This is a genomic window from Acetobacter oryzoeni, from assembly GCF_004014775.2.
Lineage (GTDB): Bacteria > Pseudomonadota > Alphaproteobacteria > Acetobacterales > Acetobacteraceae > Acetobacter > Acetobacter oryzoeni.
Genome location: NZ_CP042808.1, coordinates 968,121 through 987,483, shown reverse-complemented (window position 1 = coordinate 987,483; position 19,363 = coordinate 968,121). Strand labels below are relative to the sequence as shown.

General features: G+C 55.8%; 17 protein-coding genes. 10 read left to right on the top strand and 7 right to left on the bottom strand.

Translation table 11 applies throughout. From position 1 onward, the window contains the following. The first annotated feature begins 134 nt into the window (after window positions 1-134). The 4 genes from EOV40_RS04700 (at window position 135) to EOV40_RS04685 (ending at window position 6,153) form a co-directional block, all read left to right on the top strand. Complete coding sequence (locus EOV40_RS04700) at window positions 135-1,607, top strand: mannitol dehydrogenase family protein (protein WP_128105168.1); 1,473 nt, start codon at window positions 135-137, stop codon at window positions 1,605-1,607. 400 nt (window positions 1,608-2,007) lie between these two features. Continuing rightward, window positions 2,008-3,336 (top strand): c-type cytochrome, encoded by a 1,329-nt coding sequence (locus tag EOV40_RS04695; protein ID WP_128105167.1) that lies wholly within the window; start codon window positions 2,008-2,010, stop codon window positions 3,334-3,336. Window positions 3,337-3,356: 20 nt separating this feature from the next. Continuing rightward, a complete protein-coding gene (locus EOV40_RS04690; RefSeq protein WP_003622889.1) occupies window positions 3,357-3,833 on the top strand; it encodes a (2Fe-2S)-binding protein in 477 nt (158 codons plus the stop codon). Then, window positions 3,826-6,153, top strand: a complete 2,328-nt coding sequence (locus EOV40_RS04685) for a xanthine dehydrogenase family protein molybdopterin-binding subunit (RefSeq protein WP_128105166.1) — start codon at window positions 3,826-3,828, stop codon at window positions 6,151-6,153. The genes EOV40_RS04690 and EOV40_RS04685 overlap by 8 nt, the downstream gene beginning before the upstream one ends. A 126-nt stretch (window positions 6,154-6,279) precedes the next feature. Here EOV40_RS04685 and EOV40_RS04680 read toward each other — a convergent pair whose 3' ends face one another. Genes EOV40_RS04680 through EOV40_RS04660 form a run of 5 tightly spaced genes read right to left on the bottom strand, consistent with a single transcriptional unit; the run spans window position 6,280 to window position 12,501 of the window. Continuing rightward, complete coding sequence (locus tag EOV40_RS04680; protein ID WP_019090116.1) at window positions 6,280-6,723, bottom strand: SufE family protein; 444 nt, start codon at window positions 6,721-6,723, stop codon at window positions 6,280-6,282. Next, on the bottom strand, window positions 6,723-8,036 hold the full coding sequence (gene hslU, locus EOV40_RS04675; protein WP_128105165.1) for an ATP-dependent protease ATPase subunit HslU: 1,314 nt from the start codon (window positions 8,034-8,036) through the stop codon (window positions 6,723-6,725). Before hslU ends, EOV40_RS04680 begins: the two co-directional genes overlap by 1 nt. Further along, window positions 8,036-8,635, bottom strand: a complete 600-nt coding sequence (gene hslV, locus EOV40_RS04670; protein ID WP_128105164.1) for an ATP-dependent protease subunit HslV — start codon at window positions 8,633-8,635, stop codon at window positions 8,036-8,038. The genes hslU and hslV overlap by 1 nt, the downstream gene beginning before the upstream one ends. 46 nt (window positions 8,636-8,681) lie before the next feature. After that, on the bottom strand, window positions 8,682-10,682 hold the full coding sequence (locus tag EOV40_RS04665) for a response regulator (RefSeq protein ID WP_050819618.1): 2,001 nt from the start codon (window positions 10,680-10,682) through the stop codon (window positions 8,682-8,684). Next, window positions 10,666-12,501: an ATP-binding protein gene (locus tag EOV40_RS04660; RefSeq protein WP_128105163.1), complete on the bottom strand. Its 1,836-nt coding sequence runs from the start codon at window positions 12,499-12,501 to the stop codon at window positions 10,666-10,668. Before EOV40_RS04660 ends, EOV40_RS04665 begins: the two co-directional genes overlap by 17 nt. A 251-nt stretch (window positions 12,502-12,752) precedes the next feature. Between EOV40_RS04660 and EOV40_RS04655 the strand changes: the two genes are divergently transcribed. After that, window positions 12,753-13,148 (top strand): hypothetical protein, encoded by a 396-nt coding sequence (locus tag EOV40_RS04655; RefSeq protein ID WP_050819616.1) that lies wholly within the window; start codon window positions 12,753-12,755, stop codon window positions 13,146-13,148. A 52-nt stretch (window positions 13,149-13,200) separates the two neighbouring features. Here the strand turns inward: EOV40_RS04655 and EOV40_RS04650 are convergent, their stop codons facing one another. Beyond that, on the bottom strand, window positions 13,201-14,322 hold the full coding sequence (locus EOV40_RS04650; protein ID WP_128105162.1) for a zinc-ribbon domain-containing protein: 1,122 nt from the start codon (window positions 14,320-14,322) through the stop codon (window positions 13,201-13,203). 121 nt (window positions 14,323-14,443) lie between these two features. Here EOV40_RS04650 and EOV40_RS04645 point away from each other — a divergent pair, with 121 nt between their 5' ends. Genes EOV40_RS04645 through EOV40_RS04635 form a run of 3 tightly spaced genes read left to right on the top strand, consistent with a single transcriptional unit; the run spans window position 14,444 to window position 16,799 of the window. Continuing rightward, entirely contained in the window at window positions 14,444-15,226 is a 783-nt protein-coding gene (locus tag EOV40_RS04645; RefSeq protein WP_128105161.1) for a cell division ATP-binding protein FtsE, read from the top strand. After that, on the top strand, window positions 15,223-16,170 hold the full coding sequence (locus tag EOV40_RS04640) for a cell division protein FtsX (protein ID WP_050819614.1): 948 nt from the start codon (window positions 15,223-15,225) through the stop codon (window positions 16,168-16,170). The genes EOV40_RS04645 and EOV40_RS04640 overlap by 4 nt, the downstream gene beginning before the upstream one ends. A gap of 44 nt (window positions 16,171-16,214) precedes the next feature. Continuing rightward, window positions 16,215-16,799 carry a YdcF family protein gene (locus EOV40_RS04635; protein ID WP_128106192.1) on the top strand — a complete coding sequence of 195 codons (585 nt, stop codon included), beginning with the start codon at window positions 16,215-16,217 and terminating at the stop codon, window positions 16,797-16,799. A 6-nt stretch (window positions 16,800-16,805) separates the two neighbouring features. Here EOV40_RS04635 and fghA read toward each other — a convergent pair whose 3' ends face one another. Next, window positions 16,806-17,672 (bottom strand): S-formylglutathione hydrolase, encoded by an 867-nt coding sequence (fghA, locus tag EOV40_RS04630; protein WP_128105160.1) that lies wholly within the window; start codon window positions 17,670-17,672, stop codon window positions 16,806-16,808. A 143-nt stretch (window positions 17,673-17,815) separates the two neighbouring features. On the opposite strand from fghA, the gene EOV40_RS04625 reads away from it, so the two are divergent. Continuing rightward, window positions 17,816-18,691, top strand: coding sequence for a bestrophin family protein (locus EOV40_RS04625; RefSeq protein ID WP_050819612.1), 876 nt, complete (start codon window positions 17,816-17,818; stop codon window positions 18,689-18,691). Window positions 18,692-18,756: 65 nt separating this feature from the next. Next, the gene (locus EOV40_RS04620) at window positions 18,757-19,347 is read left to right on the top strand and encodes a CarD family transcriptional regulator (protein ID WP_003622862.1); all 591 of its coding nucleotides are present in this window, start codon (window positions 18,757-18,759) and stop codon (window positions 19,345-19,347) included. Window positions 19,348-19,363: the final 16 nt, after the last annotated feature.

Genomic DNA, 19,363 nt, shown 5'->3' with positions numbered 1-19,363 from the left:
GCGTGTGCGAATGCGCTCCCTTAACGGAAAGCCCCATCACTTTCAAGCCTCACATACGCAGCTTTCTTGCTTATGCTGCGTTTTGCCCCAACATTATGCCCAACAGATATTTTAAAGCGAGGTACACGGTTTTCATGATCCCTCTTTCCAACGCCACACTGCATCAGCTTCCTGCTCAGGTTACAACGCCGCGCTATGATCGGCAGAAAACCACGGCAGGCATTGCACATCTTGGCGTGGGCAATTTTCATCGCGCCCATCAGGCCATGTATATCAACAAAGTTCTGGAGCGTGCAGGCCAGCAAGGTTGGGCCATTGTTGGCGTAGGCCTGCGCAATACACCGCGTGAAGATAAGCGCGCTGCCATTATGGCAGAACAGGACAACCTGTACACACTCACCGCCTTTGCGCCCGATGGCACGCATGAAACCAATGTTATCGGCAGCATTATAGAATATGTGCACGCAGCCAAAGATCGCGCTGCCGCCATTAAGCGCCTGACAGACCCGGATATTAAAATTGTCACCCTCACCATTACAGAAGGTGGCTACTACCTGGATGCTGAAGGCAACTTCACGCTCGATCACCCTGATATTAAAGCAGATTTAGCACGTGATGTGCCCGAAACGGCTTTCGGGTTGGTATGTGAAGCCCTGCGCCAGCGGCGCGAAAGCGGCACCGGCCCCTTTACGGTGCTCAGTTGCGATAACCTGCGCCATAACGGCAAAGCTGCCCGCACGGCTTTTTGCACCTATGCCACTGCGCGTGACCCTATTTTAGGTGCGTGGATGAAAGAAAACGTCACCTTCCCATCCAGCATGGTGGACCGGATTACACCTTCTGTTGGTGAAGCAGACATTACGCGCCTGGATGCCCTGACGGGCGTTGCTGACCAGATGCCCATTTTTGCGGAAGATTTTACGCAATGGGTGATTGAAGACAATTTCTGCGATGGTCGGCCAGAACTGGAAACGGTGGGCGTACAGTTTACAGATGACGTTGGGCCTTATGAGCAGGTAAAACTGCGGATGCTCAATGCCTCCCACTCCATGCTGGCATTGCCCGGCGTGCTGATGGGGTATGACACTGTGCCACATGCCATAGAAGACACCTTGCTACTGGGCCATCTGGAACGTTTTCTGGCAGAAGACGCCTCACCCTTCATTACACCGCCCAAAGGTGTTTCTCTGGCACAATATGCTCAGCAGGTATTGCACCGCTTCCGCAACCCTGCGGTGGGCGATCAGCTTTTGCGCATTGCTTCCGATAGCGGCTCCAAACTGCCCGTGTTCCTGACAGATACTGTCAATGGCGTTCTGGGCTCCAGGCGCGATCATTGGCGGCTGGCGTTTGGCACGGCGTGTTTTCTGGAATATCTGCGTGGCACTACGGATAAAGGCACGCCCTATACCATTACAGAACCCGCCATTAACGCAGAACAACTTGCGCTGGCCCGTGCAGAAGATCTGGCCACAGGGTTGCAGATGACCGTTTTTGCAGGCTGGAACCTGAAAGATCATCCCGAGTTTGCAACTGACGTTGTGAAAATTCGCCAGAGCATTCGCGCACAGGGCACACACAAAACCCTTGCCCAGCACGCAGGCTAATCTGCCTTAGGCCTTTATGCCGCCTTCCCGTTGCGCTCTCTCTGATAAACCGAATACGGCCATAGCAGAGAGGCGCAGCGGCCTTTTCCATCGCAAAAATATGATTTCTTTCAAGAACTGAACGCATGGCATACATGCAAAATCAACGCTTAACTATATACGATAAAATATAGATAAAGACGAAACCCCTGTTTTTCTGCAATATTCTCGGCAGACAAATAAATCTTATTCAGATTTCACTGTAATACAGTGGAACCTATGCGTTTATTTACATCGCAATTCCAGATAAGAATCGTCCTGAATCAAGAAACGAACCTCAGACGCTGATCCATCGGCTCATGGCGCGTAGGCTTACGTGTTGCCCGCCAGATGGTACGTTTTTCACGGGATTGGGGGTAGAGTGATCAAACGTCTTCTAGCGGGAGTAGCCGCGGCCGGGGTCCTTGGGGGGCTCGGGTTCTTATATTATGCATGGTATCCACCAATTGCCCCGATTGAGCGGCCAAACCCAGCCAGCTTTTCTGTCGAGCAGATAGAGCGCGGGCGGATTGTGGCGGCTGAAGGGTATTGCGCAGAATGTCACACCCGCACAGATAACGGCGGCGGGCCGGAACTGGCGGGTGACTATAAAATGGATACCCCGTTTGGGGCCATCTATTCTTCCAACATCACACCAGATGTTGAAATGGGCATTGGCGCTTGGTCGGAAGAAGCCTTCCGCCGCGCTATGCACCTTGGTGTGTCCCGCAAGGGCGTGCATCTGATCCCGGCTTTCCCGTACGATCATTTCACCAAGATGACGGATCAGGATATTTCCGATCTGTATGCCTACATCATGACACGCCCGGCCGTGCATATGTCTCGCCGCCCGAACGAGCTGCCCTTCCCGCTCAGCCTGCGTATTCTTCAGGCTGGCTGGAAACTGCTGTATCTGCGCCCCGGCGTGTACAAGCCCGACCCACGGCATGATGCATTGTGGAACCGCGGTGCCTATCTGGCCGAAGGCAACGCCCACTGCGGCGCGTGCCATACCCCGCGTGACCTTATGGGAGCCGAAAAGAAAGGCTCCGCCTACGAAGGTGCCGTGGTGGATAACTGGATTGCGCCCGCCCTTAACGAGCACAACCCAACCCCCACCACATGGACGGAAGATGAGCTGTTCCAGTATCTGCGCTTTGGCGTAGCACCGCTGCACGGCCCGGCTGGTGGGCCTATGTCCCCCGTGCCGCATCGCTTCCTTTCCACCGTGCCGGAAGAAGATGTGCACGCCATTGCGCATTACTTTGCGGATGTGGACCACGCTGCCGAGCGTGAAAAGAACGACAAGGCCGCCTTGGCCCGCGCCATGGAAGCTTCCAAAACCGATCTGATCGGCCCGAATGTGGACCCGGACGCAAAGCTGTATCAGGGTGCCTGTGCGGCCTGCCATTACAATGCAGCGCCCACGCCTGTTCTTGGCCGCCCGGATCTGGCGCTGAACAACGCACTGTGGCTGGATGAACCCACAAACCTGTATCAGGTCATGCTACGTGGGCTTACGGCGGAAGAAGGGCAATCTGGCGTAGCCATGCCCAGCTTCTACAATGCGCTGTCCGACAAGGATATGGCCCGCATTGCCGCCTATCTGCGCCGCACCCGCACCACACTGCCACCGTGGACAAACCTTGAGAAAAAGGCCGCTGAAGTGCGCAAGACCGTCCAGCCAGTTCCAGTCAATTCTTCGCACTAAGACGGAACACGGAGCAAGAGATGATAAAGTTCAAACTCAATGGCCGTGACGTTTCCGTCGATGTGCCAGAAGATACCCCTCTGTTGTGGGCCCTGCGTGATGATCTGGACCAGACAGGCACAAAGTTTGGTTGTGGCGTAGGCCAGTGCGGTGCATGCACCGTGCTGGTGGGTGGCCGTGCCACCCGCTCCTGCATTACGCCCATTAGCTCCATTGAAGGCGCTGATGTAACCACCATTGAAGGCCTGCACCCAGAAGGCAAACACCCTGTGCAGGAAGCCTGGAAGGATATTCAGGTTCCGCAGTGTGGGTACTGTCAGTCCGGCCAGATCATGCAGGCTGTCAGCCTTCTGAAAGATTATCCCGACCCGACGGATGAGCAGATTGATGGCGTAATGGGCGGCAGCCTGTGCCGCTGCATGACGTATGTGCGCATCCGCAAGGCAATCAAGAAAGCGGCCGCCGCCATGCAGAAGGAGGAGGCATCTCATGGGTAAGCTGGAACGCATTGCAGCCCGGCAGGATCGGGCCGCAGGCCGTGGGCCCACGCGCCGCGGTTTTCTGCTTACGGCCATGGGCTCGGCCTTTATGTTCGGCTTTGCGCGGCAGGGTAATGCTGCGCAGGTTTACCCGCAGGCCGCAGGCAATCTGCCCGCCGGTGGTGCGTTTGAACCCACAATCTGGTGCTCCATTGCGCCGGATGGCTGGGTGAACGTGAACGTTATTCGTGCAGAAATGGGCCAGCATGTTGGTACCGCCCTTGCCCGGATTATTGCCGATGAAATGGAAGCAGACTGGAACAAGGTTAAGATCACCTACGTGGATACAGACCCCAAATGGGGCCTGATGATTACAGGTGGTTCTTGGTCTGTCTGGCTCACGTGGGATCAGTTCCGCCAAGCTGGTGCAGCAGCCCGCACCGTAATGGTGGAAGAAGGTGCACGCCTGCTGGGTGTGGCGCCTTCTGCCTGTATTGCACGTAATGGGCAGGTTATTGCGGGCAAGCGCTCTATTTCCTACGGCGAAATTGTAAGCCGTGCGCACCCCACCCGCACCTTTACGCCAGATGAAATGGCCAAGCTGCCGCTCAAACCTTCATCCGAACACCGGCTGATCGGGCGTGAAGTTAAAGCGCTGGATATTCCTTCCAAAACAGATGGCACGGCCATTTATGGCATTGATGCCAAGTTGGAAGGCATGGTGTATGCTCGCCCCAAAATGCCGCCCACGCGGTATGGCTCCAAAGTGGTTTCTGTTGATGATACGGAAGCCAAAAAGGTTAAGGGCTATATCCGCTACATTGTGCTGGATGATCCTTCCAACACAGTGCCGGGCTGGGTTGCGGTTCTGGCTTCCTCCTACCCTGCGGCCATCCGCGCAACAGATGCCCTGAAAGTAACATGGACACCGGGTAAAACCGCCAACGTGACCGAACAGGACATTATTGAGCACGGCCGCAAGCAGATTGCCGAAAAAACCGGCGGTTCGCGCATCTTTAATGATGCCGGAGTGGATGAAGCGCTGGCCAAAGCCGATAAGGTAGTGGAACGCACCTATACGTGCTCTTCTGTGCTGCATTATCAGCTGGAACCCATGAACGCTCTTGCCCGCCTGCACGAAGGCAAGTGGGAAGTGCATTGCGGTAACCAGTGGCAGACCCTGTTCCTGCCCGTTATTGCCAAGGCGCTTCAGGTTCCTGAATCCGATGTGGTGATGCGCAGCTACCTGCTGGGTGGTGGTTTCGGCCGCCGCCTGAATGGGGATTACGCAGTTCCCGCCGCGCTCATTTCCAAGGCACTGGGTGGCAAGCCTGTTAAACTGGTGTTTACCCGGTCTGATGACGTGCTGTTTGATTCCATCCGCTCACCGTCCATCCAGACAGTGCGCGCTGGTGTGAACAAGGATGGTTCCATCAACGGGTGGGAACATCATGCTTCTGCCGGCTGGCCAACAGGCGTGATGGCTGCTGCCTTTATGGAAAAAGGTGAAGACGGCAAACCATACGATCAGTTCGCCATTGCAGGCGCTGACCACTGGTACGATGTCGGCCCCATTCTGGTGCGCGCACTGGATAATGATCTGGCCGATGCCACCTTCCGCCCCGGTTGGCTGCGTTCGGTCAGCTCCGGCTGGACACCTTGGGCGCATGAAAGCTTTTTGGATGAACTGGCCCATGATTATGGGAAAGACCCGGTTGATTTCCGCCTTGGGCTTCTCACGTGCAAGGGCCGTAATGCGGGCAGTGCTCCCAACTCTGTTGGTGGGGCATCCCGTCAGGCCAATGTGCTTAAAAAGCTGGTAGAAAAGTGCGGTTACGGCAAAGTCAGCCTGCCTAAAGATACGGCCATTGGCATTGCCACCACCTTCGGGCAGGAACGCAACATGCCAACATGGACAGCAGGCGCCGCACAGGTGCATGTTGACCGCGAAACAGGCGTTGTCACCTGCCAGAAAATCTGGCTGGTGCTGGATGCTGGCACGATTATCGACCCAGACGGCGCCTTGGCCCAGACCGAAGGCGGCGCACTGTGGGGCCTGAGCATGGCGCTGTTTGAAGGCACGGAAATTGAAAATGGCAACGTGCGTGACCGCAACCTGAACACCTATACGCCCCTGCGTATTACAGATGTGCCGGATATGGATATTGAATTCCTGCCCAGCACAGAAAAACCCATGGGGCTTGGTGAACCGGGTGTAACCACCATTGCACCAGCTATTGGCAACGCCATTTTCAATGCTGTTGGTGTGCGTATGCGGCATCTGCCCGTACGCCCGGCTGACATCTTGAAAGCGCTGAAAGAAAAAGGGAACGCCTGATTTTTCAGGCACCCGCTTTTCTGTAAAGCAGGCATAAAAAAAACCGGCGGCTGGATTTTTCCAGCACGCCGGTTTTTTATTTGAAATTGCACCACCTTCATAAAGGCGGCGCAATTCACATTCAGTTCAGGCCACAGCAGAAGCTGCAACGGAACGAATAGCCCGCGCCATCGCTTCCACCCCGTTACCTCGGTTGGTAGAAAGAGCCTGCACAAGCCCCAGATCACGCAGGAACTTGGGGTCTGTTGCCTGAATTTCTTCCTTGGATCGGCCGGAATATACGCGCAATAGCAGGGCCACCAGCCCGCACACTATGGCGGCGTCAGACAGGCCTGCAAAATACAGTTTGCCGTCCTCTTCCTTTTCTTCCAGCCATACCTGGCTTTGGCAGCCAGGCACGCGGTGGGCATCATCACACCATTCTTTGGGGAATGGGGGCAGCTTGCGCCCCATTTCTATGATGTACTGATACCGCTCCATCCAATCATCAAAGATTTCCAGCTCATCACGGATGGCTTCAATAGCTTCTTCTGCCGTATCTTCCTGCGGCGTTACAAATGGTGCTTCCATTACAGAATAAACCTGCTCAGATCTCCCTTGCGCGCCAGTGGCGCGACTTTTTCCTGCACCATTGCAGCATTTACTTCCACGGTTTCGCCCTTACGGTCCGATGCCGTGAAAGAGACATCTTCCAACAATCTTTCCAGCACTGTGGCAAGACGCCGCGCCCCAATATTTTCTACGCGGTCGTTAATATCTGCTGCCAGTTCAGCCAGCGCATCTATGGCATCATCCGTAAAGTTCAGGGTTACGCCTTCTGTGCCCATCAGCGCGATGTACTGCTTGAGCAAAGAATGCTCCGGGTCTGTTAAAATACGGCGCAAGTCTTCACGGCTGAGCGGCTGCAATTCCACCCGAATAGGCAAACGCCCCTGAAGTTCTGGCAACAGGTCAGACGGCTTGGCCAAATGGAACGCGCCAGAGGCAATAAACAAAATATGGTCTGTATTCACCGGGCCATGTTTGGTGGAAACGGTTGTGCCTTCAATCAGCGGCAGAAGGTCACGCTGCACACCCTCGCGGGAGACATCACCACCCTTTGCCCCGCTTTCTGATGCACGGGCACATACCTTGTCTATCTCATCTAAAAAAACAATGCCGTTTTCCTGCGCATTGGCCACGGCTTCCCGCGTAAGGGCCTCACCATCCAGCAGACGGTCTGCTTCTTCACGCTTCAGATATTCGCGTGCCACAGAAACCTTGAGCTTTTTCTGCTTGGGGCCACGGTTCATGAAGGCTTTCATCATATCGCCTACATTAATGGCCTGCCCCGGCACGGCTCCGGGCATATCACTGCTTCCGGCAGGGGCCTGCTCGGTTACGGCAATATCAATTTCCTTATCTTCAAGCTGGCCGCTGCGCAGCATGCTGCGGAATTTGCTTTTTGTATCAGCAGAAGATCCTTCCCCCGCCAGCGCATCCACAATGCGTTCTTCCGCTGCCTGCTGGGCTTTTTCTTCAACATCTTTGCGGCGCGATGTTTTCAGCATGGTGATGGAAACTTCCACCAGATCACGCACAATGCTGTCTACATCACGGCCCACGTACCCCACTTCGGTAAACTTGGTGGCTTCCACCTTCAGGAAAGGGGCTTGCGCAAGTTTTGCCAGCCTACGGGCAATTTCCGTTTTACCGCAGCCGGTAGGCCCGATCATGAGGATGTTTTTGGGCACAACCTCCTCACGCATACCTCCAGAAAGCTGCGCACGCCGCCAGCGGTTGCGCATGACAATAGCCACGGCCCGCTTGGCATCCTGCTGACCGACAATAAACCGGTCCAGTTCGCTTACAATTTCACGCGGAGAAAAGTTAGGAGCATCCATTACCGGCTCTCCTGATCTGAGGCTGCCTTGAGTGTTTCCACCCGGACAGAATGATTGGTGTAAACGCAGATATCAGCAGCAATCTTCATAGACCGCCGCACAATTTCCTCTGCCCCAAGCCCATCAACCGTCAGCAGCGCACGGGCTGCGGAAAGAGCATAATTGCCGCCTGACCCAATAGCGATAATGCCATCTTCTGGCTCCAGCACATCACCATTACCTGTAAGGGTAAAGGAATGTTCGGCATCTGCCACGGCCATCATGGCCTCCAAACGGCGCAGGTAACGGTCTGTCCGCCAATCCTTTGCCAGTTCCACACAGGCGCGCTCAAGCTGATTGGGGTAGCGTTCCAGCTTGGCTTCCAGACGCTCAAGCAGGGTAAAGGCATCTGCTGTAGCACCCGCAAAGCCCGCCAGAATATTATCCTGCGGGCCTATGCGGCGCACCTTACGGGCATTGCCCTTAACAACCGTGCTGCCCAGCGTGACCTGACCATCGCCCGCCATGGCAACTTCGGTCCCGCGCCGCACGCAGAGAATGGTTGTCCCGTGCCAGCCGACGGGATCATGAGATGAGGAAGCTGTGTGAAAAGTATGCATGATCTTCCTCAGATAAGCCTTATTCCGCCCAGAACAAGGGGTTGGCCTATGCAGCCAGCATGGCCTTTACATCTCCTAAAAGCGCATCACGCGTGTAGGGTTTGTGCAGCACGGCCACACCTTGGGGCAAAATACCCAGATCTGCGTAGCCTGTTACAAACAGCACTGGCAGCTCTGCCCGTTCGGCATGGATACGTTGTGCGGCTTCGCCCCCGTTCATGCCGGGCATCATCACATCCATCACCACAAGGGCGATATCCGGCCTGTTGCGCACGGTTTCCACGGCCTCTGCGCCACTAGCCGATTCCAACACCTCATATCCTGCACGGCTCAGAAAACCTGCCGTTACTGCGCGCACGCCCGGTTCATCATCCACAACCAGAATAGCGCGGCCCTGCGGCGTGGCTGCCAGCGTGCGCATATTGGCGGTGGCATTGCCAGAAACACCTGCCGCGGGTGGAATGGATGCTGAAAGCTGCGCATCCATGGCCGGGAACCACAATTCCACGGAGGTGCCACCACCCGGTGTGCTTTCCACACGCACTTCGCCGCCGCAATGGCTGATAAAGCCGTAAATCATGGACAGGCCCAGCCCAGTACCCTGTCCCATATCCTTGGTAGTAAAGAACGGATCAAAAATGCGGGCGCGCATTTCTTCCGTCATGCCCACGCCTCTGTCCGAAACCTGCACAACCACCCATGCCCCGGCATGATCCTTGCCCACATGGCGGCCTAACAACCGCGCAACCTGCCGCACAGAAACACTGGTGCTGCCGCCCTCCGGCTGTGCGTCTATGGCATTAATGCACAGGCTGAACACCGCCAGTTCAAGCTGCACGGGGTCTGTCCATACAGGTGGCAGAGGTTCTTCGGGCAGTACAAACTGCACGCTGCTGAAGCGTCCGCTACCTTCTACCGAGGCGGAATCCAGTGCATCACGGATATCTTCTGGCACCTTGCCCTGCTTCATGAAGCCCTGAAGGTTTTGCATCACCTCCTGCACTTCCACCCTCTGGCACACCAAGTGGCGCGGGCGGCTGAAGTCTAGCAGTTTGCGCGTAAGAGTGCCCCCTCGGCGGGCGGCTTCCATGGCGTTTTGATATAGCCGTGCCACGCCCGGCTCTCGCGGGGGTTCCAGATCCTGCACCAGCTCCAAAGAGCCCTGAATAGCGGTGAGCAGATTGTTAAAATCATGCGCAATGCCGCCAGCCAATGTGCCAATGGCCTGCATTTTCTGGGCCTGCCGCAAACGCTGCTCCAGCCCCAGCAGGTCTGTTACGTCCCGATCAATCAGGATGGAATAATCAGACAACAAGCCCGAACGCACAGGGGCATTACGCAGGCTATCAAGCCGCACGCGGGTCAGATCATGCCAGCGGTTTTGTCCATCAGGCCCCGGAAGCTGCAAGACCTGCTGATCCCGCCCGGATGTTTCCAGCGCCTGCCGCGCTTCTTCCAGACTTTCCTGCCGTGGGCCGTTTACCAGGTCCTCTTCTTTCTGGCCCAGGCATTCGGCAACGCTGCGGCCAAACTCCCGCGCCATCTGCTGGTTCAGACGGATAAAGCAGCCATCCTGATCTTTAAACGCCAACCCAAATGGCAGGTTTTCCAATAGCCCGCGTAGCAAAAGCTGTTCGCACTCCAGTTCTTTTTCCAAAAAATAGCGCGCGGCAGCCTGCCCCACCATGGAAAGAAGTGTTTCATCATCCCACGGTTTGTACGCAAAAAAGGAAATCTGCCCCCGGTTCAGCGCGGCTTCTACGGCGGAGATATCGGCATATCCCGTTAGCAAAATGGCCCCTGCGCCGGAAATATCCCGCGCCTGCGCCAAAAAGACATCACCCGTCATGCCGGGCATACGCTGGTCCGAGATAATAACCGCTACATCCGGGTTTTCACGCAGTAACGCCAAACCCTGTTCTCCTGATGAAGCAGAAAGAACATGGTAGGCACCTTCCAGCAGGTCTGTCAGCGCAACCAGAATCTCCGGTTCGTCGTCCACCACAAGCACGATGGGACGCTGTTTCAGGTCAGGCAACGTTATCACCGCGCCTCTCCTCTCCTGCTCTGTATGGCACGCGAAGGGTGAAACAGGCGCCCCCCAACGTGCTTGCATTGGTTACAACAACATTGCCGCCGTGGGCCTGCACAACACCATATGCGGTGGCCAGCCCAAGCCCCGTACCAGACCCTACAGGTTTTGTGGTAAAAAACGGTTCAAAAACACGTTCCTGCAGCTCTTTGGGCACGCCCGGCCCGGTATCGCTTATCTGGATCACGTATTCTTCACCTTTACCGCTTTCAGCTTGCTCCAAAAACGAGGTGATAAGGATACGATCTGCGTGGGAAAGCGTGGGGTCGGCGCTTTGAATCGTCTCGCGCCGTTTATCCAAAATGGCATCTGCGGCATTGCTGACGATATTCATGACCACCTGATTAACCAGCGCTGCCTGACACACCAGTTCCGGCGGGGCCTCCAACTTGCAGGTAACTTCAATATCCTGCCCCAGCTTGGGGGCAAGCAGTGTAAGCACCATGCCTATGGCTTCGGGCACATCCAGACGGCGGAACTCACCTTCCTCCAGCCGGGAAAAACGGCGCAGACTGGCCACCAGATCCCGCATGCGTGAAAGACCGATAAGGGAGGCTGAAAGACGCTCACTCCCCTTTTGCAATGCGGTTTCCGCCGTAACCAGATCTTGCGATCTGACGGCATGCAGCGCCTTGACCATACTGCGCTTGACTGTGTTTTCATGCGCCAGAACAAACGCCAGCGGGTTATTGAACTCATGCGCGATTCCGGCGGCCAGTTCCCCCAATGATGCCATTTTGGCGGACTGCACCAGTTTGGCCTGCGCCTCTATCAATTTGCGATTAGCGGCCGCCAGATCGGCATTCACGCGCCGCAAAGCATCGGCCAGCGCCATACGTGCACGGGCACTTTCTATATGTGCTTCCTCGCGCCGGGCTTCGTCCTGCAATGTTTTACGCCGCACAAGGCTGCCAATACGGCTTACCAACAAATCTACAGGTGTATCTGCATCCAGCAGATCATCTATTCCGGCATGAAATGCGCGTGCCACCTGTTCACCAGAAAGGCCGCCGTGTTCCACCATGCCCATAATGCGCGTGCACTGGCGGCTGCGCCTGCGAAAAGCCGCTATGGTGCGCGCAAGTGCTAAGCCATCAAACGCCGGGCAAGCCAAGTCCACCACCACACAATCCGGGCAAGCGCGGCTACTGGCAATACCGGAAAGATCCAGTTTTTCCGGGTCTTCCACCAGCAGGGCATCTTCCCCATTCTGTTGCAGAAGTTCCACCAGATAAGGCTGGCCGCCTCTGATCGGTTCAAAATCTGCGGGTTTCTGCCTATCAGACCACGCCCATAATACACCGCCCGGTGCTGTCATGATCACGATGCGCGGCTGACGAAATACCACACCCTCGCGCCCGGCCAGGTCTTCATCATATTCACGCAGCAGCGCGCAGATACGGAAAACCAGCAAAAGCGGATTATCCGCCATGCTGAAGCAACAATCTGCCCCGCGTTCCAGAATTTCGGCTTCCTGCCTGCTGTTGGCCTCTGGCAACAGCACAACAACCGGGATACCACGCGTGGCCGCATTTAACCGCAAACGCTGGCAAAGCTGGGTTGCGGGCATATCTGGCAACCGTGCGGGCACAACCAGAAGATCAGGCAGATCTTCATCAAATCCGGCAAAAGCAGAACGACCATCTGCCACGCTTTTTACACGCAACCCACGCGCCTGCAGCAAGGTTTCAAGATGCACCTGCCAAGCCGCGTCCACCCCGACAAACAGGATGGAGCAGGAAAGAAAATCCATAATTTTACCGGCCACCGGCATAAAATCCGCTGACGTGCCCTTCCGAGAGGTCAGTGTAAAAAATGCACCTTAACAAAACTCTGCCCTCACACCCTCATCGCGAATGCGTTACCCATATGAAAACATGTCTTGCATCCGTCATATGGCTATCCATTGGCATGCTTTACCCTGTGCCTGTATATATAGGGCAAGAATAGTCCGCCTGCGCGCTCTGTGGGTTGGATACAACACAACCACTCGGCCCATTTACTGCCGGCAAGGAACCAATACCTATGGACCCGCGCATGCCTCTTTCTTCCCAGTCTTCTGCTGCTTACCGATCTGGCGCTTCTGGCTTTGCCCTTGTGCGCACAGCCATTTGGTCTGTCTGTTATTTTGCGTTCTATTTTGTGCAACAGATTGCCGAGTTATTTGCCCCATTGCTGCTGATTGCAGGTGTGGCATGGGCCGCGCTGCCCGCGCTGGTTGGCGCTCTTTCCAAATCCGCTGCATCAGCAGACCCGCAAGCACGTGATGCCATTGCCAATGTGGCTTCCGCTATTCCGCATCATCTTGCCATTGCCGGGCATGATCTTACAGCAAGCGGCCTGATCTGGGATGGTATTATGCTTATGGCCTTGGCAGCCGCAGGTGCCACACTGGCAACACTGGCCGGGCGCAGCATGTAAAAGCTGCACACTGCCGTGCGTACACGTTAGGTGCGTCTTTTTGTATCAGGCCTTAACCGGCCCGATGCAGACGCGCTGCCGCAGGCCATGCGTGCACAATGGCATTCCACCAATGCCAGATAGCCACAAAGCCGATAACAGCCAGCACTACGCTGAGAATCCAGGCTATTTTCCAGAATTTTTCCGTTAAAATCAGCCCGCGCACATCAAGTTTGCGCGCAGATGGCGCTTTGGGTTGGGCAACGTGCGCCGCTGCACTTTGAGCATAGGCCTGCGCCACTTCTGGCCGCACTTTGGGCAGCCCCATAGGCCGAGGCGTGTTTGCAGCCCCCACTTCTGGCACCACTTGTGGTGCAGAAGGTTCTGCCGGGGGTGAGGCCCTGCGCAAAGGCTCAGAGCGTTGGCCCATTTGCGCAGCAGTTTCTTTTGGCTGCGGCGGCTCCGGTGCAACTACGGGGCTAGATGGCGCGGCAGGTTTTGTAGCCGATGGCAGCGTTGGTTCAACATGCGGCGGCACATATGGCGGAGGTGTTTGCGTAACATGCACCTGCCGCACTGTTGTTGGCTGCGGCACTTCCGGCACGGGCTGCGGTGCAACTGGTTCTTCTGGCTCTGGCGCAGGTGTGTGTTCCGGCTCGACGACAGGTTCCGGTTCAACCACAGGCGCGCTGGGAACTTCCGGTTCTGGTTCCGGTGGTGGTTCTGGAACAGGCTGAGGTTCTGGCTGCGGCTGAACGGGAGCTTCTGGTGCTTGGGGTTCAACCGGCGCAGGTTCTTTTGGTGTTTCCTCGGCAACGTGTTCTGGAGCTGGCTCTTGCGGCGCCGGAGGTTCCGTTACAGGCGGGTGCTCCGAATCCGGTTCATCAGCAGGAGGAGCTTCCGAAGGTTCTGAAGCGGGGGCTACTTTTTCTTCCGGCGCGCTATGTGGTGCTGTTGCTTCTGGTGGAGCAGACTGCGGTTGAGCGTGTTCATGCGGCACAGGCTCCGCAACAGGTTCTGGCTGCGACTGCGGGAGCTGAACCCGCCATTTAACGCCACAGGCAGAGCATTTGAGCATTTGCCTTTTGGCAAGAAGAGCCTCTGGAACCTGATAGGCCACACCGCAGGAAGGACAGACGATCTTCATGAACACTCTCTTGATACAAGGCTGCCTTCCTCCCTGCGCCTGCTGCACGCAGATGCGAGGCTAAGGCATCGAACGGAAGAACAGATTTGGCATCTCCCTTAGCACAGGTAACACCCGTTCGCGCCAGACATCGCGCCAAAAAGATGGAACATGCCGTTTATTAGGCAGTATGTTGTGTCTTTCAATCGACACTCCCCCTGCCTCTCGGTTACACTACACATATGCAACAATTGTTCCGCTTTATGCCACTTCCGTTCCTTATGGTTCCAGCATGATCCGTCTGGAAAACGTTTCATGGCGGCGGGGCAAAAAGCAGAATACGCAGGTATTGTCCGATCTTTCCTTCTCTATTCCGCAAGGGGGATTCCGCTGGCTTCTTGGCCCATCGGGCGCAGGCAAAAGCAGCCTGTTAAGCCTGCTGCACCTTGAAACACTCCCCACAGAAGGGCGCATGCTGCTTTTGGGCAAGCCTGTTTCCAAGGCAGAAAAGCGTGCACATTTTGTGCGCCTGCGGCAGAGAATCGGCATGGTGCATCAGGATTACAAACTTATCCCCGGCCTGAGTGTTGCGGATAACGTGGCCCTGCCTTTGCGCCTGCAAAAACGCCCTGAAGATGAAATTCAGGATGAAATTCACGCCATTCTAAAATGGGTCGGTTTGGGTGAGCGCCTGAATGCCCCCGCGGCCAGCCTTTCTGGTGGGGAGCAGCAACGTACAGCCATCGCCCGCGCCATTATCCACCGCCCCGGCCTGATTTTGGCAGATGAACCCACCAACGCGCTGGAAGAAAGCCAAGCCCACCGCCTATTGGATATGTTTGCCGAACTGAGCGACATGGGCACCACCATGGTTGTGGCAACGCATAATGAGGCCCTAATCCGCAGGCTGGAACGCCCGGCCCTGTATCTGGAGCGTGGCCGGCTGGTGCAGGATGAAGGGGCAACGGTATGATGATGCCCTTTTCTGGCCGTAAGGACGGTCTTTCTGTTTCTGAAGCGCTGCCCGACCGCAGCCTGTTTACGCTTGTGGCCATGATGAGCTTTCTGGCTGCCTTAACGCTTGCCGGGGCAACAGGTGCGCGCGCACTTTCTGCCCGCTGGGCCGGAGGTGCAGCCCAGCTTGTAACTGTGCAGGTGCCAGACCCTGATCAACCCCTTACTCCTGCCAGCAAAAAAGAGCCCACAGGCCCCACCCGTGCGGAAGCTGTTTTGGCAGACCTCAACACCCTGCCTCCCGGCTCGGTGATGCACCGTTTGGATAAAGAGGAACTGGCACGGCTTTTGGAGCCATGGCTGGGTGAGGCCGATAACTCCGCCCTCCCCCTGCCAGCCATTATCCGCATTCGTTTGCCAGATAACGCGCAGGTACCCAACGATCTGGAACAAACCCTTACTGCGCATGTACCCGGCACCATTGTGGAGCATAATGCAAGCTGGGGAGAACGCCTGAAAGCACTGGCCAACAGCCTTTTGGCCTGCGCAGGTTTGGCTTTGCTGACCGTTGGCGGCATTGCCACGCTTGTAACCGGCCTTGCCACACGTGCGGGCCTTTCAACCCGGCGCGATATTATTGAAATCCTGCACGGGCTGGGGGCATCCGATGGCTATATTGCAGGCCGTTTTGCATGGCGCACGGCCATGCTGGGGCTAGGCGGCAGCTTAGCTGGCACTGTTCTGGCCATGGTGCCTTTGCTGGTGCTGTTCAGAATGGCAGCGCCTTTTGCCAATATCTCGCTCCAGTCTGACACGCTGTTGCTGCCCGATTGGCAAACCCTGCAAAACATTATTCCAACGGATATGCTGGTTGCCTTTGCCGCACTGCCATTTGTTGCTGCCTTTATTTGCTGGATTACAACACAGAGCATGGTGCGCCTATGGCTGCGGCGGCTCCCATAATCCCTCAGCGCAAGCCATCCGGGCCGCGTCCTTCTGGCCCGATCATGCTTTTCATTCGGCTTTCATTCCGGCTGATCTTATTGGCCTGCCTTGCCTTTACCGGTGGGTTTGGCTGGTTTGTAAACGATGCCCTGCGCCCGCCGGGCTATTTGCCCCATGCAGATGGCATTGTTGCCCTTACAGGTGGCGCAGGCCGCATTGACACATCGCTTAATCTGCTCGCACGCAATCAGGGTGAGAAACTGCTGATTTCGGGGGTGGATACCCAAACCACATTGGGTGAGATTTTACCGCCCACCGCCCCTCCGGCTTTGGCGGAGCGCATTACTCTGGGCTATCAGGCTCGCTCCACCATTGGCAACGCGACAGAAACAGCCGTTTGGGTTGCAGATAACCATATAACGTCGCTTATCGTTGTAACGGCCAGTTACCACATGCGCCGTGCCTTGCTGGAACTCAGCCGCACATTGCCGGATGTAACCCTGTATCCTTATCCGGTGTTGCCACCCGCCATGGAACATCCTTTGCACCGTTCCTCTTTGCGGCTTCTGGCTTTGGAGTATCTTAAATGGCTGGGCGCACTGGGGGGATTGACCTCTTCCAGCCTCAGCCGCGCCCTGCACTCCTAAAAAAGTTCAGCCTGCCTTTAGGTTCGCCGCATGGTAGCGCAAATGGTCGGCCACAAAGCTTTGCACAAACCAGTAGGAATGATCATACCCCGCGTGCTGGCGTAGGTTCAGCTTTTGCCCAGCCTGCTCCGCTGCGTGTTGCAAGTGCCATGGCTGAAGCTCGCGTTGCAAAAACTGGTCAGCCTCACCCTGATCAACCAGAATGGTGTTGGGGTGTTTGTAACCATCTTCTAACAAGCTCACCGCATCATACGCGCGCCAAGTGGCCTGATCTGGCCCCAGATACGCGGTAAATGCCTTTTGCCCCCACGGCACTACGGCCGGATGCACAATAGGCGCAAAAGCGGATATGGATTTCCAGAATGTTGGCGCACGCAAGCCATGTATCAGCGCCCCATGCCCGCCCATGGAATGGCCCATAATGCCACGCCGCGCACTATCCAACGGCAAGGCCTGTTCTACAATTTCTGGCAATTCCTGCGCGATATAACTGCCCATGCGGTAGTGTTTGCACCAAGGCTGCTGCGTGGCATCCAGATAAAACCCGGCACCTGTGCCTAAATCCCAATCCTTATCTTCTTCCGGCACACCTGCGCCGCGTGGCGATGTATCTGGCGCCACCAATGCCAGCCCCAAACGTGCCGCCTCCGCCAAGGCTGTGGATTTGATAAGGAATGTTTCTTCTGTGCAGGTAAGGCCGGCCAGCGCATACACAACAGGCACCTTTTGCCCGGCACAGGCTGTTGGCGGCAGGAACACACCAAACCGGGCTGAAAGCCCCAGAGTATGAGAAAAGTGCTCGTAAAACTGTATCTTGCCACCATGGCACAGATGCTCTTCACGCAGTTTCAAGCCGGTTGGTTGTGTTGCCATTCTCCCCTCCTGATCTTTCAAAAATCCGCAATCGTGCTGAAAAATATGAAATAAATATATGTATTGTTAAGAAACTCCCTTTTTCGTGCCATGTTGATATAGGTTCAGGCAAGAACGCTTTTCTGACACGCGGAGATTTGTGAATGATTGTTGACCAAAGGGTCGGGCTACGCATTATCGGGAAAGAAATTCTAGGTGTTATCCTGCTAATGGCAGGGTGGGATTTAATTGTAGTTGTGCTTTTTCAGGTGTTCCATCAGGAATGGATGGAACAGCCCAGCCTGCCGGTTTCTCTTATTGGGTCTGCACTGGCATTGTTTATGGGGTTCCGCAGCAACAGCGCCTATGCACGCTGGTGGGAAGCCCGCACATTGTGGGGTGCCATTACCAACAACTGCCGCTCCTTTGGCCGACAGGCCGGAACATTGCTGGGAGACCGGCATGATCTGATGTACGCCATTGCCGCCTACCCCCATGCCCTGCGCATGGCTTTGGGGAAGGAAGATGCTTCGGCCGATATTCAACGCCTGCTGCCACCTTATATGCAGGATGCCATTGTTAATTACCGGAACAAGCCCAACGCCATTTTGTATCAGATTGGGCTGGGTGTGACGGAGGAAGTGAATAAAAAGGGCATTGATGGCGCAGTACATGGGCAGATAGACCGCATTTTGTCCGATATCGCCAACGCCCAAGGCGGGCTGGAGCGTATTCGCAACACACCTTTGCCCATGCAGTTTTCGGCTTTGCCACGCACATTGGTAAACATCTTTTGTATCGTGTTGCCCCTTTCCATGGTGCAGACGCTGGAATGGATTACACCGCTGGGCTCATCTCTGGTGGGGTGCCTGTTTTTGGTGCTGGATAAAAGTGCGAACGACCTGCAGGAACCTTTTTCTGGCACACCGCACGCGCTGCCCATGGCAACAATGGCACGCAATATTGAAATTGACGTTACCCAACCAACCGGAGACCCAACAGCACCGCCCCTTAGTGCTGTAAACGGCGTACAATACTGAATAGCAGAACCGCAGTTTTCTCTTTTACAAGACAACGCTGCGGTTTTATGCTATAAGCTATCGCTATGAACACGTTCAGAGCACCTCCTAAAGGCGGCGTGACAGACGCCATGGCACGCACCGCTGCAGCTGCTACGGCAGCCCAGGCAAAAACAAAAGTAAAGGATGAAGATCCTTTTGAGGAAGGCGATGCCATTGTCTATGCCGCCCATGGCGTGGGGCGGGTAGACCGGATAGGGGTTGATGAAATTGCCGGAACGAAGCTGGAAGTCATCCAGATTTCCTTCCCCGGCAACCAGATGACACTGCGCATCCCGCTCAGCAAGGCCCGTAAGGCTGGCCTGCGCAAAATTGTCTCGCGCGAGATTGTGGATAAGGCCATGGCCATTATCAAGGGCAAGCCGCATGTCAGCAAAGGCATGTGGGCCCGCCGCGCCGTTGCGTATCAGGAAAAAATCAACTCGGGTGATCTGGTTCAGATTGCCGAAGTGCTGCGTGATCTGCGCCGCAATGTTGATAGTCTGGATGGCAGCTTTAGCGAACGCAAGCTGTTTGAAGCTGCGCAGGAACGTTTTGTGGCCGAGGTGGCCGTTTTGGAAAATAAAGACCCAACTGAAGTTCTGGAATCCCTGACTGCAGTTATGAAAGCTGCCTGAACCTTTTACATTCCGT

Bases quoted from the DNA above. Each gene is read 5' to 3' on its own strand.
- EOV40_RS04700 (WP_128105168.1), top strand. From the start codon at position 135: ATGATCCCTCTTTCCAACGCCACACTGCATCAGCTTCCTGCTCAGGTT.
- EOV40_RS04690 (WP_003622889.1), top strand. From the start codon at position 3,357: ATGATAAAGTTCAAACTCAATGGCCGTGACGTTTCCGTCGATGTGCCA.
- EOV40_RS04685 (WP_128105166.1), top strand. From the start codon at position 3,826: ATGGGTAAGCTGGAACGCATTGCAGCCCGGCAGGATCGGGCCGCAGGC.
- EOV40_RS04680 (WP_019090116.1), bottom strand. From the start codon at position 6,723: ATGGAAGCACCATTTGTAACGCCGCAGGAAGATACGGCAGAAGAAGCT.
- hslU (WP_128105165.1), bottom strand. From the start codon at position 8,036: ATGGATGCTCCTAACTTTTCTCCGCGTGAAATTGTAAGCGAACTGGAC.
- hslV (WP_128105164.1), bottom strand. From the start codon at position 8,635: ATGCATACTTTTCACACAGCTTCCTCATCTCATGATCCCGTCGGCTGG.
- EOV40_RS04660 (WP_128105163.1), bottom strand. From the start codon at position 12,501: ATGCCGGTGGCCGGTAAAATTATGGATTTTCTTTCCTGCTCCATCCTG.
- EOV40_RS04655 (WP_050819616.1), top strand. From the start codon at position 12,753: ATGGACCCGCGCATGCCTCTTTCTTCCCAGTCTTCTGCTGCTTACCGA.
- EOV40_RS04645 (WP_128105161.1), top strand. From the start codon at position 14,444: ATGTTGTGTCTTTCAATCGACACTCCCCCTGCCTCTCGGTTACACTAC.
- EOV40_RS04640 (WP_050819614.1), top strand. From the start codon at position 15,223: ATGATGATGCCCTTTTCTGGCCGTAAGGACGGTCTTTCTGTTTCTGAA.
- EOV40_RS04635 (WP_128106192.1), top strand. From the start codon at position 16,215: ATGCTTTTCATTCGGCTTTCATTCCGGCTGATCTTATTGGCCTGCCTT.
- fghA (WP_128105160.1), bottom strand. From the start codon at position 17,672: ATGGCAACACAACCAACCGGCTTGAAACTGCGTGAAGAGCATCTGTGC.
- EOV40_RS04625 (WP_050819612.1), top strand. From the start codon at position 17,816: ATGATTGTTGACCAAAGGGTCGGGCTACGCATTATCGGGAAAGAAATT.
- EOV40_RS04620 (WP_003622862.1), top strand. From the start codon at position 18,757: ATGAACACGTTCAGAGCACCTCCTAAAGGCGGCGTGACAGACGCCATG.